The organism is Lachnospira sp., assembly GCF_016290755.1.
GTDB lineage: Bacteria > Bacillota > Clostridia > Lachnospirales > Lachnospiraceae > Lachnospira > Lachnospira multipara.
In genome coordinates this window covers 78,914-92,958 of sequence record NZ_JAEEVD010000003.1, presented here as the reverse complement: position 1 = coordinate 92,958, position 14,045 = coordinate 78,914, and the positions used below count along the sequence as shown (strand labels likewise).

Below are 14,045 nucleotides of genomic sequence, written 5' to 3'. Positions count from 1 at the left end.
ATTAACATATAAGTAACATCTGATAAACAAGTTATCCACATAGTTATCAAAAATTTGTCTAAAAACAGCCCAAATTGTTAATAAGTCGGTGGATAACTGTGGATAACCTGTGAGTATTTGTTAATAAAATCAATCTGGATTGATCTTTTTTATGAGAATATCAACAGTTTCCTTAGTTTGAGGATTGTTAGCAACTTCTTCCTGCATCTTTGAAATACCGTGGATAACCGTTGTATGGTCACGTCCACCTAAGGCACTACCGATGGCTTGAAGAGGTGCTGAAGTCATCTCTCTACATAAATACATAACGATCTGTCTTGCATAAGCAATACCAGCGCTTCTTTTCTTGGAAATAATATCGTCTGCAGATACATGTGTATGCTCTGAAACAATCTGAATGATGTATTCAGGTGTAATTTCCTTCTTAGAATCTGGTGAAATAAGGTCTTTTAATGTTGTTTCTGCAAATTCAACAGTCATTGGTGTATGAGAAAGTCTTGAAAATGCAGATAATTTAGTAAGCGCACCCTCTAGCTCTCTAATACTTGACTTTATATTAGTAGCAACATAGTCCTTAACATCGTTTGGTAAATCGATTTTGAGAGTCTCGGCCTTCTTATTAATAATAGCCATCTTAGTTTCATAAGTAGGAATCTGAATATCTACTGGTAAACCACTCTCAAATCTAGTTCTTAATCTGTCAGATAATGTCTCCATTTCCTTAGGAGGTCTATCTGAAGAAATAACGATCTGCTTTCCATCCTGATATAACGCATTAAAAGTATGGAAGAACTCTTCCTGAGTTGATTCCTTACCTATAATAAACTGAATATCATCGATAAGAAGAACATCGATGTTTCTATATTTATTTCTAAATTCTGAGTTCTTATTAGTTTTTACTGATTCAATCAATTCGTTAGTGAATGTTTCTGATGTAACATACAATACCTTCTTGCTTGGATCATTATCAATAATGTAATGAGCAATCGCCTGCATAAGGTGAGTCTTTCCAAGTCCAACACCACCATAGATAAATAGTGGGTTATACACTTGGCCTGGTGTCTCAGCTACTGCAAGAGATGCAGCATGAGCTAGGTTGTTGTTATTACCAATGACAAAAGTATCAAAAACATAAGCTGGATTAAGATTCTGAATAGCAATATTATTAGAAGAATTAGAAGTCTTTCTTGTTTCTTCCTTCTTCTTTTCTGCATCAGAGATTAATCTTAGATGGCAAATTCTATTAAGCACTTCGCTTGTAGTTGCCTCTAATAAACTTAGATATTTCTTTTCAATGTAAGATATACCTAAATCAGCAGATGATGATGATTGATCTTTCTTATTGCAATAAACTAAAGTTATATTATCACCATCAACAGAATATGGCTGAATTGGTACAATCCATGTCTTGAAAGAAACGTCAGGAATATCATGTTGTTCTTTAAATGTGGTAAGTATTTCCTCCCACTTACTCATTAATTCTTCCATATTTATTACTCCAAATAGTTAGTTATAGATAAAGAAGAAAATTCTAAGTAAATAAAAAATGTCTACCTTATATAATAAGTAAAAACAGCTTGTGTAAAAGTCAGTCTTTAGCCAATCATATAAAGCACTCTTTATCTATATTGCGGATTTTGAAAATGTAATTAGCCCTAAATGGCTATAATTTAGGTAGATTTCCACTAAAAACACATTCCATAACATAATACATCATTTAAGTGGATTTTTCAAGAAATAAGGATTTGAGTAGCCTTTAAAAAGGAGTAACATTTTTAATAAAAATGGCTCTAACTATTCTTAGTAATCTATATTATAGATATGAAACCCGCACGGTTAGGGGCTTTGTGGATTTCTCCACAAATTCCACAATTTAGATTGTGGAAAACTTTAGCTAATAGTTGATAAAATGCAACTATTAACGTAGCTGTGGATAAATTACACACAGTCCAAAGGCGCATGAATAGGGGATTTTTTAGATTTACACACAGTTATTCAGATACAAATCCCCACTTATCCACAAGTTATCAACAAAATGTGCATAACTTTGTATAAATTGTGGATTAGTGGGGATTTGTCAAAATTATGGCTTTTTCGATTTTGAATTACTTGACTTTCATCTATCGAATAAATATAATTAGAGGGATGTTTTGAATTTTTACAAGATAAATTATTCCTACCATATACATAAAGTGGTAATAAAGGAGGTGTATATAGTATGAAGATGACATTTCAGCCAAAAACAAGACAGAGAGCTAAGGTTCATGGTTTCAGAGCAAGAATGAGCAGCGCAGGCGGAAGAAAAGTTTTAGCAGCAAGAAGAGCAAAGGGCAGAAAGAATCTTTCAGCTTAATAGCTTTATTGGACCTTCTTATTAGAAGGTCCTTTTTTATTTATATTTTCTAAGATTGATTTTAAATCTTAGGCAATTAGATTTATAATAATGAAGAATAAAAGAATAGTTTGGTAGGGTGTTTATGAAGTACAAGGATTTCGAAACATTAAGAAGTAATATTGAATTTAAGAATGTATACGATAATAGAGTTTCTATGGCTAATAGAAATTTGATTATGTATATAAGAAAGAACGGAACGGATACGAAAAAACTTGGTGTATCTGTGAGCAAAAAAGTCGGGAATAGTATTGTCCGACACAGATTAGCTAGATTGATTAGGGAGGCTTTTCGTCTTAATACTGATCACATACCCGATGGTTATGACTATGTAGTTGTAGCTAGAGCTAATCTTAAAGATAAGGGTTATAAAGAAACAGCGGAGTCAATGATACATTTATTAAGACTACATAGAATATATAAGTAGTTGATAAGGAAGTTACTAGTGAAGAATATAGGTAAAAAGATAGTTTTAAAGCTGATTCGTTTCTATCAGCTTGCAATTTCGCCTTATAAGGGTGGAAAGATGTGTGCTTATATTCCCACATGTTCTCAATACGCTATGGAGGCGGTTGAGATGTATGGAGTTATCTTAGGTGGGTGGTTGGCTTTCAAAAGAATACTTAGATGCAATCCTTTTGTTAGAGCTGGATTTGATCCAGTCCCAGTTGGTAAATACCAGTGGCGTAAGAGATTTCATCGTAAACAGGGAGGAAAAAGTAAAGAATGAATAACATAATTCAACCTATAGCTACATTTTTAGGTGCCATTCTTGACATTTTATATAAGGGTCTAGATGTTATTGGTATTGGAAATGTTGCTATAGCAATTGTTGTTTTCACATTATTGGTTAAACTTTTAATGTTACCACTAACAGTAAAGCAGCAGAAAATGTCAAAGCTTACTTCTATTATGAATCCTGAAATCAAAGAGATTCAGAATAAATATAAGGATAAGCGTGGAGACCAAGATGCAATGTTAAAGATGCAGGCTGAAACAAAGGCTGTATATGAGAAATACGGTGTTTCACAGTGGGGCTCATGTGTTCAGTTATTAATTCAGATGCCTATTTTATTTGCATTATATCAGGTATTCCAGAAGATACCTCTTTATATTTCATCAATTAAGGTATTATTTACTAATATCTTAGGTAATGGTTCAACTGGACTTTCAAGTATTGATGGTTATCAGGATACATTATCAAGTATTGCTAGCAATGTGGATTGGTCTTCAACAAAGGCTGCAATTGTTGGATTAAACAGTTTTTCAGCTGATCAGTGGAATCAGTTAAAGGAAGCTTTTCCTTCTATGAGCCAGTTAATTACAGATAATTATAACCAGATTAAGCAAGTTAACACATTTTTAGGTGTTAATATGTCTCAGGCACCTGGTTTTTCTCTTAGTTTACCTATCTTAATTCCTATTTTAGCTGGTGTAACACAGTTTATTAGTGTTAAGGTTTCACAGGCTGGTATGTCTCAGGCTACTGATGATGATAACCCAGCAGCAGCATCAATGAAGATGATGACATTATTTATGCCAATTATGTCTGCTTTCATTGCAATCTCAGTACCTGCAGGTCTTGGTTTATATTGGATTGCTACAGCTGTAATTCAGACTATTATGTACATTTGCATCAACAGATATTATGATAAGATTGGTACAGATGCTATTGTTCAAAAGAACATTGAAAAGCGTAATAAGAAGAGAGCTAAACAGGGCTTACCTGCTGAAACAATAACTAAGAACGCTAAGGTTAGTGCTAAGAAGGTAACTACTGAAGATAGAGTACGTAATTTACAGGCAAAGAAAGATGCTAATGATAAGAAGATTGCTGATTTAAAGGCTGCAGCAAAGAATGTTAACCATTCTAAGGCTGGTTCTTTAGCATCAAAAGCTAATATGGTTTCAGAGTATAACGAAAGTAATAAGAAGTAGTTATAATCACAAATAAAATAAATATAGAAGAGAGGGAAAAGTAATGGATTTTGTTGAAGTTACAGGAAAGTCACTAGAAGAGGCTATTACTAATGCTTGTTTAGAGCTTGGCACAACTAGTGATGATATTGAATATGATGTTGTTGAAAAGGGTAGCAACGGTTTCTTAGGAATTGGTTCTAAGGATGCTAAAATTAAGGCTTGGAAAAAGGGTCATAAGCCAGTAATTCTTGAAGAAACAGCTCCTGTAAAGGAAGAAACAGTAGTTTCAGAAGCTCCTAAGGCTGAAGAAGTTGTAGAAGCTAAGACAGAAGCAACAGCTGAAGTTAAGACAGAGACTAAGGCTACACTTTCTAACGAAGAAATTGAAAGAAGAATTTCTACATTCCTTAACAATATGTTTAAGGCAATGAATATGGATGTTGATGTTAAGATTACATTTGACGAAGTTGAAGAAAGCGTTAATGTTGAACTTCTTGGTGAAGGAATGGGTGTTTTAATCGGTAAGAGAGGTCAGACACTTGATTCTATCCAGTACCTTACAAGCCTTGTTGTTAATAAGGGTAAGGAAAAGTACGTTCGTATTAAGATCGATACAGAAAACTATAGAAATAGACGTAAGGAAACTCTTGAATCCCTTGCAAAGAATATTGCATATAAGGTTAAGAGAAGCAGACGTGCTGTTTCATTAGAGCCAATGAATCCATATGAGAGAAGAATTATTCATTCAACTCTTCAGAATGATAAGTTTGTTTCTACAAAGTCTGAAGGCGAAGAGCCATTTAGACATGTTGTTGTATTCCTTGATAAGGAAAAGCCAGCTAATGCTAATAGCTATAACAGATATAACAATAGAAGAGACAACAATAATAGATATAACAACAGATATTAATTTGTATAAAACATGTTTATTACAGACAAGATGGGTGAGGCAATATTCACTCATCTTGTCTTGTATTTTGTAAAGATATAGGTTAAATTAAGTCTTGTTGATTAGACTTAAGAATGAGTTAAGATTAAGAGGAAAGTTATGGTTGATACAATAGCTGCTATCTCTACTAGCACCATGTCTAGTGGAGGAATTAGTATAATAAGAGTAAGCGGAAGTGAAGCAATCGATATAGTTGATAGCTTATTTTTGTCAAAAAAGAATATTAAATTGAAAAATGTAGCTTCTCATACAGTTCATTATGGCAATATCGTCTATGAGGATAAACTAATAGATGAAGTGCTAGTTATTGTAATGAAAGCTCCTAATACATATACACGTGAGGACATTGTTGAAATTGATTGTCACGGTGGAATACTTGTAACAAAAAGGATTTTAGAGATAGTCCTTAAGAGTGGTGCAAGACTAGCAGAACCAGGCGAGTTTACAAAGCGTGCCTTCTTAAATGGACGTATTGATTTATCTCAAGCTGAGGCCGTAATTGATATTATTAATGCCAAGAATGACTTAGCATTAAAGTCCTCTGTAAAGCAATTAAATGGAAAATTATCTGAAAAGATTAAAGGATATAGAGAGATTATCTTAAATAATGTGGCTTTTATTGAGGCTGCACTAGATGATCCAGAACATATTGATATTAATGATAATGTAGATAAGATGACAAAAGATGTGGATAACCTTGTGGATAATGTGAATAAACTGTTGAAAACCTTTGAAAATGGGCGCATTATACATGATGGTATTAGCACTGTAATATTGGGTAAAACTAATGCTGGTAAGTCATCACTTCTCAATGTCCTTGCAAGGGCTGAAAGGGCCATAGTTACTGACATTGAGGGCACTACAAGAGATGTACTTGAGGAGTCAATTAACCTATCTGGAATCACTCTAAATCTTGTGGATACAGCAGGAATTAGAAAGACAGATGACATTGTGGAAAACATTGGTGTGCAGAAAGCTAAGAAGTACGCAGTGGATGCAGATTTGGTTATTTATGTTGTGGATTCAACACGTGATTTAGATGATAATGATTTTGAAATTATGTCCTTAATAAAGGATAAGAAGGTTTTAGTTCTTCTAAATAAGATTGATCTTGAGATGGTTGTTTCTAAAGAAGATATTATGAAACATTTGCCTAATGCTAGGGTAGTTTCAATCTCAGCAAAAGAGGAGATTGGTATTGATAATCTTGAGGATGAGATTAAGGAAATGTTCTTTAGTGGCAACATTCAAGTAAATGATGAAGTCTACATAACTAGTGCAAGACACAAACAATTATTAACTGAAGCAGTTGCAAGTTTAGAGCTTGTAAAGCAGGGAATTGAAGCAGAGGTAAGTGAGGATTTTCTTACAATTGACCTTATGACTGCTTATGAAAAGCTTGGTTTAATTGTTGGTGAAGAAGTAGAAGATGATTTGGCGAACAGAATATTTGAAAGATTCTGTATGGGTAAGTAAATGTAAGAATCGAGGAAGTTATCATGCATAATATTAAAGAAGAATATGACGTAGTAGTTGTTGGTGCAGGTCATGCAGGCTGTGAGGCAGCCCTTGCAAGTGCCAGAATGGGTTTAAATACAATCGTGTTTACAGTAAGTGTAGACAGTATCGCTATGATGCCATGTAACCCTAATATCGGTGGTAGTTCTAAGGGACATCTTGTTAGAGAAATTGATGCCTTAGGCGGCGAAATGGGTAAGAACATCGATGCTACATTTATACAATCAAAGATGCTTAACGCTTCAAAGGGCCCTGCTGTTCACTCATTACGTGCACAGGCTGATAAGCAGGACTACACAAGACATATGAGACAGGTGCTTGAGAATACTGATAATTTAACAGTAAGACAGGGCGAGGTTTCTGAAATCATGGTAAATGATGGTGTTATCGCTGGTGTTAAGACAGTTTCTGGCGCTGAATATTTCGCTAAGGCAGTAGTTTTATGTACTGGCGTATATTTAAAGGCTAGATGTATTTATGGCGATGTAAGCCAATATACAGGCCCTAACGGCCTTCAGGCAGCAAATCATTTGACACAGAGCTTAATTGATAACGGAATTGAAGTAAGAAGATTTAAGACAGGTACTCCAGCTAGAGTAGATAAGCGTTCTATCGACTTTTCTAAGATGGCGGAGCAGTTTGGCGATGAAAGAGTTGTTCCATTTTCATTCACAACAGACCCTGAATCAATCCAGAAAGAACAGGTTTCATGCTGGTTGACATATACTAACGAGGAGACTCACAAAATTATTAGAGATAACCTTGATAGATCACCACTTTATTCAGGAAATATCCACGGTGTAGGACCTAGATATTGCCCATCAATTGAGGATAAGGTAGTTAGATTTGCAGACAAGGACAGACATCAGGTATTCGTTGAACCAGAGGGTCTCTACACTAACGAGATGTATCTTGGCGGTATGAGTAGTTCCCTTCCAGAAGACGTTCAGTATGCTATGTATAGAACTGTTCCTGGCCTTGAAAATGTAAAAATCGTACGTAATGCCTACGCTATCGAATATGACTGTATCAGCGCAATTCAGTTAAAGTCTTCTCTTGAATTTAAGAAGATTAGCGGTTTATTTGCTGGTGGTCAGTTTAATGGTAGTTCAGGTTATGAAGAAGCTGCAGCACAGGGTATTATTGCTGGTATAAATGCAGCGCTTTATGTAAAGAAAGAAGAGCCATTAATTCTTGATAGATCAGAGAGTTACATTGGTGTATTAATAGATGACTTAGTAACTAAGGAAACATCTGAACCATACAGAATGATGACAAGTAGAGCAGAATACAGACTTGTTTTAAGACAGGATAATGCAGATATACGTTTAACAAAGTATGGTCACAAGATTGGTTTAATTAGTGATGAGCGTATGAATAAGTTAAATGAGAAGATTAGACTCATAGATGAAGAAATTGAACGTGTAAAAACTGTAAATGTGGGGACAAGTGAAGAAGTTCAGAAGGTTCTTGTGGAAAACGGATCAACAGAACTTACAACAGGTGTAACCCTTGCAGAATTAATTAGACGTCCAGAGCTAAATTACGAAGTATTAGCTCCAATTGATAAGCATAGACCAGAACTTCCTTGGGATGTTCAGGAACAGGTTAATATCAATCTTAAGTATGAAGGTTATATTAGCCGTCAGCTAAGACAGGTTGAGCATTTTAAGAAGCTTGAAGGTAAGATGATTCCTGAAGAATTAGATTATTTTGCTATTTCAGGTCTTAGAAAAGAAGCTATGCAGAAGCTAGATAAATTCAAGCCTCGTTCAATTGGCCAGGCTTCAAGAATTTCAGGTGTATCACCTGCAGATATCTCTGTATTATTGGTTTATTTAGAGTCATACAGACGCAATCTTGCAAAGTAGAAAGGATTAAGCATAATGAAAAAAGAAGAAATGCTTTTTATAGATAATCTTAAAGAATTAGGTGTTGAAATCGATTCAAAGCAGTTAGAGCAGTTCAATCAGTATTATGAGACACTTGTTGAATGGAACGAATTCATGAACCTAACAGGTATAACAGAATATGATGAGGTTTTATTAAAGCATTTTGTAGATAGCTTAGTGCTTGATCCAAACAAACTTATTAATTCAGATAAGATAAAACTTATAGATGTTGGTACAGGGGCTGGTTTCCCTGGCCTTCCAATAAAGATAGCATTTCCTAATGTAGACGTTGTCCTACTTGATTCTCTTAATAAAAGAATTAAGTTTTTAGACGAGGTCATCAATAAATTAGGTCTTGAAAATATTAAGACTATCCACAGTAGAGCCGAAGATGGCGGACGAAACAAGGAATTAAGAGAGCAGTTTGATATTGCGATTTCTCGTGCAGTTGCTAATTTATCATCCCTTGCAGAGTACAATTTACCTTATGTTAAACTAGGTGGCTATTTTGTAGCTATGAAGTCTGGAGAGATTGATGAAGAAGCTGAAAATGCAAAGAAAGCCATTAAATTACTAGGTGGACAGCTTGAAAAAATCACTAAATTTAGATTACCAAATACAGATATAGACAGATCTTTAGTCCTTATAAAGAAGGTTAAAGAAACATCAAAAAAGTATCCAAGAAAGGCTGGACTTCCTACAAAGGAGCCACTTTCATAAATAAACAAAACCCTGAAACCAACTGTGATTGTGTGGTTTCAGGGTAATTTTTTTACAAAATTATTTAGTTCTATTAGCTTTTATTAAGCTAAGAAAATCTCAACCTGCTTTGCAAATTCTTCTGGTTCTTCAACCTGAGGAAGTTTTTTTGCATTAGGAATAAAATAAGTTTCAATGGCTGGATTTAAATCAGTATATTCTTCGATAACATTTGCATTATTATCAAGTTCACCACCGATAATGTAGATACTATTATCTACAGAAGCTAAAAGTCTAGCAATGGCAACAGTTGTGTAGTGGCACTCCTTACTTGTGTAGAGGTGCTTGCTAGCTGCGCCCTGTAAATGTGATGACTCATAATAAGCGTCAAGGAAGTCGCTTGGAACTTCACCCTTTGCGAAAATGTGATTAGCCATTGTATTGTTAATAGAACCTTTACTAGCACAAATATTGTAAACTAAAGTACCAATAATAGGTGTCTCAAGAATAATTCTTGTTATCTTAGACTGCTTAGTTGGTGTTAACATTGCTGTCTTAATTGATTCTGGACTTACTAAAATGATGTTATTAATGATGTCCTTGTTGTTAAAGGCACTAGCAACTGCAATTGGAGCAGATGCTGAAGTTGCGATAACATCAGTCTTTTTGGTAATAACATTGTTAATAAAGTCTGCTACAAGCTGTGTGTACATATAAGTTGTATATGTAAGATTTGGCTTGTCAGAGTTTCCACATCCAAGTAAATCGATTGCATAAACAGTATGCTTTTCTGCGAGAATATCTATAACATTATCCCATTCATATGATGAACTAAAGGAACTTAAATCATGAATTAACAAAACTGGTTTCCCAGATCCCTGTACACTATAGCTGATATTGCCAAATTTCCAAGGATAACATGAGTTAATACGTTTATCTGTGATGCCCTTCGATGTTGCTGTACTAAAGATAAGTTTATTTATAAGGTGTGCTGTTGTAAGAACGGCTGTACAGACACCTGCAAAAAGACCGAGCTTTTGCCATTTATTCATATATTACCTCCGAATTACTAAATAATTAGTATTTTCTTATATAATATTATAGTCTAATAAAGACTAACTATCAAACAATAATTTCAAAATACAAATTTAAAATCTAAATTACTCAAGTATTATATAAATAGTAAAAAAGTACTTTATTTCTAGTCCAAAATAGGTTAAAATTTTTATGGTAGTAGTAAAAAGTGCAAAAAACAACTACATTTTTACTATTTTTATGGTACTATAGAACGTGTAGGTACCATATATTAAATCTTTTGTTTATTAAGTATTGGAGCAAATATGTATAATAGAGAAAAGGCACAGGAGTTTATTGAAGAAGAATTCAGATATTGGCAGCTTGAGAAACTAGAATTAGAAAATGATATTCAACTTGGTAACTCTAAACTTGTCTCTATTGATAATGAGATATCTGAGCTTAAGGAAAAAATGGGAAAAGATGATTATGCTTTTCATTCCACCAATTTTGACGATGAATTAGCAATCAAACTTGAAACATTAAATAAAACAAAAGAGGAAATCCTATCAGAGGACATTGCTTATAAGGATCGGTTGAAGTTAATAGAGCAAAAGATAGAAAATTTAGATCATATAATCAATGACGATGATTTACAGGATAATGATACTACTACAGAAATCTCTAAAGATATACTTAGAAGTATAGAATTTGAAAGAGAACGAATTTCTCGAGATATTCATGACACAGTAATACAAACATTGACGGCTTTGTCATATAAGGATGAATTTATTATTAAATTAATTGAACAAGATGCAAAGAGAGCAAAGCTAGAATTACAATCAAGAAGAACAGCACTTAAAGATTGTATAAACGAATTAAGAGAGATTATTTCAAATTTACGTATGGGACAAGTCAAGGATTTAGGATTTGAAGCTGCATGTAATCAATGCATTTCTAAATTAAAAGATTCCAGCGATATTATTTTTAATTATAGCTTTATTGGTGATGATAATGTGGACGACATTATTGCAATAAGTATTTTACGAATCATAAACGAACTTACTAGTAACTCAATTAAACATTCTAAATGCAGTAAGGTCGATATTAGTATTAAGAAAACCAACAATGAGATAGTACTTAAACATAAAGATAACGGTATCGGATTTGATTTCGATAATCAAAGACATGTAAAATATAATAAAACAGGTTTTGGTATGGTGATGTTAAGGGAACGTGTTGAATTACTTAAAGGGGTGATAAGTTTTTCTAATCACAAGGGGTCTTCATTTACTATAACAATACCAATAAAGTAAAAAACGGGAGGGTTTTTATGGCAGTTAACGTTTTACTAGCAGATGATCATAGAATGGTCAGAGAGGGGCTTATTCAATTGCTTGAGATGGACCATGAAATTCAGGTCGTTGGTGAAGCAGGAGACGGTTATGAATGCTTAAACTTAGCAAATAAAACGAAGCCCAATGTAGTTCTATTAGATATTAATATGCCTAACTTGGATGGCTTACAAGTTTTAAGTATAATGAAGCAACAGAAAATGCTTTGTAAAGTAGTTATTTTGACAATTCATAAAGAAGTAGAGTATTTAGTTAAGGCTTTAGATGAAGGTTGTGATGGATATGTATTAAAGGATTCAGATTTTGATACATTAAAGAAAGCAATCTTTGCAGTATATGCTGGTGATACTTATGTTGAGCCAAGCTTAATGCCATTACTTAATGCAAGCCTTGCAGAAAGAGATGTAATGAATGAAAAGTTAAGCGACTTAACTAAGAGAGAAATCGAAGTACTTAAAATGATTGCTGCAGGATCATTTAATAAAGAAATCGCTTCTACATTAAATATAAGTGAAAGAACAGTAAAGAATCACGTATCTAATATATTTAAGAAGATCGGTGTTTCTGATAGAACTCAAGCTGCTGTTTTTGCTATTAAAAACAATATTATTTCAATAAAGTAATTAGCTAATAGCTATCAATATTGAAAAGTAAGAGGATTTGATTAATCAAATCCTCTTTTTTATTATTATGTTTCATGTGAAACATATAGAGAATTATCTCAAGTAGAGTGTGAATTGTTATTCTATGTTTCACATGAAACATTAGCTATAATTATCTTGGTATGAATTTAGCTATTAATATATGATGTTTCACATGAAACATAAGTTGAAGCAGGGATTAATTATTAGCTATATTATAGACTCTTATGCGATGTTTCACATGAAACATTCAAGTATGGTAAAATGATATTTGATTAGATATTAGATAAGATATTAGATAAGATAATAGTTGAAACTATATATTCAATCCGCATATAAGCTGGAAATACTGCTAAATACAGGTTTTCAGAAGCTAATGTTTCATGTGAAACATTTTAAATTAGGCATAAAACCTAGTTGAAGATAGACTAGATGATTGATATATGCGGTATAAGAATAAAAATAATAGCTATTACTAATAGCGATTGTAGTATATTATAGAATAATAATCCATAAGCTAGATAATAAAATAAGAATTAATAACTATTATATACTGTTTAGATAATAATGACATGACTTTGAATTCAATACAACAATAATAAATCCATTTTATATTTCTTGTTTTTCCATCCTCAATATTACTTTATCAAAAAAACACAATTTTTCAGAGGTATAATAACACATCTTAAAAATCGTAATTTTTTAAAAAATCATATGTTCCACGTGAAACAAAATGGAAAAAACTATGGATAGTTTTTTGACGAAGTGATATAATATTTAATAGTTATTTACGTGAAGTTTCACGTGGAACATTACATTGTTAATGTCATTGATTTATATATTTTACACTAAAGATAACTATTAAAAGGAAATAAAATGGGAGGTATAAGATGGGTCGAACTATAGCAATTGCTAACCAGAAGGGCGGCGTTGGAAAAACAACAACAGCAATTAATTTATCAGCTTGTCTTGCAGAGGCAGGTCAGAGAGTTCTTGTTATCGACATTGATCCACAGGGTAACACAACTAGTGGATTTGGTTTATCAAAAGATGGTTCCAATAATACGGTGTATGAAGTAATTCTTCAGGAATGTAATATAAGAGATGCAATTATTGAAAATGTAGTCGATAATCTCGACATTATCACATCTAATGTAAATCTTGCTGGTGCAGAAATTGATTTAATTGATATTGATAATAGAGAGTATTCACTTAAGAGTGCAATTACAGAAGTAAGAGATCAGTATGATTATATAATTCTTGATTGCCCACCTTCATTAAGTATGCTAACAGTTAATGCTATGACAGCAGCTGATACAGTTTTAGTACCAATACAATGTGAGTATTATGCTCTAGAAGGTTTGACACAGTTAATACATACAATTAATTTGGTTAAGAAGAAACTTAATCCAGAACTTGAATTAGAGGGTGTTGTATTTACAATGTATGACTCTAGAACTAATTTATCATTACAGGTCGTAGAGAATGTAAAAGATAATTTACAGGAGAACATTTACAAGACAATTATCCCTAGAAATATTAGACTAGCAGAAGCACCTAGCCACGGTTTACCAATTAATATTTATGATAGTAAATCATCTGGAGCTGAAAGCTACAGAATGTTAGCTGCAGAAGTTATGGGAAACAAATAGTGAAAGGTGAGGG

The 14,045-nt window shown here is 33.2% G+C and carries 13 protein-coding genes; 11 read left to right on the top strand and 2 right to left on the bottom strand.

Annotation, left to right across the window (positions count from 1 at the left end):
- Positions 1-129: 129 nt before the first annotated feature.
- Positions 130-1,488 carry a chromosomal replication initiator protein DnaA gene (gene dnaA, locus QVA17_RS02125; protein WP_027431113.1) on the bottom strand — a complete coding sequence of 453 codons (1,359 nt, stop codon included), beginning with the start codon at positions 1,486-1,488 and terminating at the stop codon, positions 130-132.
- A gap of 730 nt (positions 1,489-2,218) precedes the next feature.
- Between dnaA and rpmH the strand changes: the two genes are divergently transcribed.
- The 8 genes from rpmH (at position 2,219) to rsmG (ending at position 9,391) form a co-directional block, all read left to right on the top strand.
- The gene (gene rpmH, locus QVA17_RS02120; RefSeq protein ID WP_027431112.1) at positions 2,219-2,353 is read left to right on the top strand and encodes a 50S ribosomal protein L34; all 135 of its coding nucleotides are present in this window, start codon (positions 2,219-2,221) and stop codon (positions 2,351-2,353) included.
- A gap of 124 nt (positions 2,354-2,477) precedes the next feature.
- Positions 2,478-2,819: a ribonuclease P protein component gene (gene rnpA, locus QVA17_RS02115; RefSeq protein WP_027431111.1), complete on the top strand. Its 342-nt coding sequence runs from the start codon at positions 2,478-2,480 to the stop codon at positions 2,817-2,819.
- Between the two features lie 27 nt (positions 2,820-2,846).
- On the top strand, positions 2,847-3,122 hold the full coding sequence (yidD, locus tag QVA17_RS02110; RefSeq protein WP_051195389.1) for a membrane protein insertion efficiency factor YidD: 276 nt from the start codon (positions 2,847-2,849) through the stop codon (positions 3,120-3,122).
- The gene (locus QVA17_RS02105) at positions 3,119-4,330 is read left to right on the top strand and encodes a YidC/Oxa1 family membrane protein insertase (protein ID WP_287386136.1); all 1,212 of its coding nucleotides are present in this window, start codon (positions 3,119-3,121) and stop codon (positions 4,328-4,330) included. The genes yidD and QVA17_RS02105 overlap by 4 nt, the downstream gene beginning before the upstream one ends.
- Before the next feature lie 43 nt (positions 4,331-4,373).
- Positions 4,374-5,222 carry an RNA-binding cell elongation regulator Jag/EloR gene (jag, locus tag QVA17_RS02100; RefSeq protein ID WP_287386134.1) on the top strand — a complete coding sequence of 283 codons (849 nt, stop codon included), beginning with the start codon at positions 4,374-4,376 and terminating at the stop codon, positions 5,220-5,222.
- Between the two features lie 138 nt (positions 5,223-5,360).
- The gene (mnmE, locus tag QVA17_RS02095) at positions 5,361-6,737 is read left to right on the top strand and encodes a tRNA uridine-5-carboxymethylaminomethyl(34) synthesis GTPase MnmE (protein WP_074521899.1); all 1,377 of its coding nucleotides are present in this window, start codon (positions 5,361-5,363) and stop codon (positions 6,735-6,737) included.
- Between the two features lie 23 nt (positions 6,738-6,760).
- Complete coding sequence (gene mnmG / locus QVA17_RS02090) at positions 6,761-8,650, top strand: tRNA uridine-5-carboxymethylaminomethyl(34) synthesis enzyme MnmG (RefSeq protein WP_027431108.1); 1,890 nt, start codon at positions 6,761-6,763, stop codon at positions 8,648-8,650.
- A gap of 15 nt (positions 8,651-8,665) precedes the next feature.
- Positions 8,666-9,391: a 16S rRNA (guanine(527)-N(7))-methyltransferase RsmG gene (rsmG, locus tag QVA17_RS02085; protein WP_287386132.1), complete on the top strand. Its 726-nt coding sequence runs from the start codon at positions 8,666-8,668 to the stop codon at positions 9,389-9,391.
- Positions 9,392-9,474: 83 nt separating this feature from the next.
- On the opposite strand, the gene QVA17_RS02080 is transcribed toward rsmG, so the two are convergent.
- Positions 9,475-10,422, bottom strand: coding sequence for an alpha/beta fold hydrolase (locus QVA17_RS02080; RefSeq protein ID WP_074521901.1), 948 nt, complete (start codon positions 10,420-10,422; stop codon positions 9,475-9,477).
- 288 nt (positions 10,423-10,710) lie between these two features.
- Here QVA17_RS02080 and QVA17_RS02075 point away from each other — a divergent pair, with 288 nt between their 5' ends.
- The 3 genes from QVA17_RS02075 (at position 10,711) to QVA17_RS02065 (ending at position 14,032) form a co-directional block, all read left to right on the top strand.
- Entirely contained in the window at positions 10,711-11,700 is a 990-nt protein-coding gene (locus tag QVA17_RS02075) for a sensor histidine kinase (protein WP_103952682.1), read from the top strand.
- 17 nt (positions 11,701-11,717) lie between these two features.
- Positions 11,718-12,362: a response regulator gene (locus QVA17_RS02070; protein WP_027431104.1), complete on the top strand. Its 645-nt coding sequence runs from the start codon at positions 11,718-11,720 to the stop codon at positions 12,360-12,362.
- 908 nt (positions 12,363-13,270) lie between these two features.
- Positions 13,271-14,032, top strand: coding sequence for a ParA family protein (locus QVA17_RS02065; protein WP_027431103.1), 762 nt, complete (start codon positions 13,271-13,273; stop codon positions 14,030-14,032).
- Positions 14,033-14,045: the final 13 nt, after the last annotated feature.

Coding starts and splice junctions, on each gene's coding strand:
- QVA17_RS02075 (WP_103952682.1), top strand. CDS start 10,711: ATGTATAATAGAGAAAAGGCACAGGAGTTTATTGAAGAAGAATTCAGA.
- QVA17_RS02105 (WP_287386136.1), top strand. CDS start 3,119: ATGAATAACATAATTCAACCTATAGCTACATTTTTAGGTGCCATTCTT.
- rnpA (WP_027431111.1), top strand. CDS start 2,478: ATGAAGTACAAGGATTTCGAAACATTAAGAAGTAATATTGAATTTAAG.
- rsmG (WP_287386132.1), top strand. CDS start 8,666: ATGAAAAAAGAAGAAATGCTTTTTATAGATAATCTTAAAGAATTAGGT.
- dnaA (WP_027431113.1), bottom strand. CDS start 1,488: ATGGAAGAATTAATGAGTAAGTGGGAGGAAATACTTACCACATTTAAA.
- rpmH (WP_027431112.1), top strand. CDS start 2,219: ATGAAGATGACATTTCAGCCAAAAACAAGACAGAGAGCTAAGGTTCAT.
- jag (WP_287386134.1), top strand. CDS start 4,374: ATGGATTTTGTTGAAGTTACAGGAAAGTCACTAGAAGAGGCTATTACT.
- QVA17_RS02065 (WP_027431103.1), top strand. CDS start 13,271: ATGGGTCGAACTATAGCAATTGCTAACCAGAAGGGCGGCGTTGGAAAA.
- QVA17_RS02080 (WP_074521901.1), bottom strand. CDS start 10,422: ATGAATAAATGGCAAAAGCTCGGTCTTTTTGCAGGTGTCTGTACAGCC.
- mnmE (WP_074521899.1), top strand. CDS start 5,361: ATGGTTGATACAATAGCTGCTATCTCTACTAGCACCATGTCTAGTGGA.
- mnmG (WP_027431108.1), top strand. CDS start 6,761: ATGCATAATATTAAAGAAGAATATGACGTAGTAGTTGTTGGTGCAGGT.
- QVA17_RS02070 (WP_027431104.1), top strand. CDS start 11,718: ATGGCAGTTAACGTTTTACTAGCAGATGATCATAGAATGGTCAGAGAG.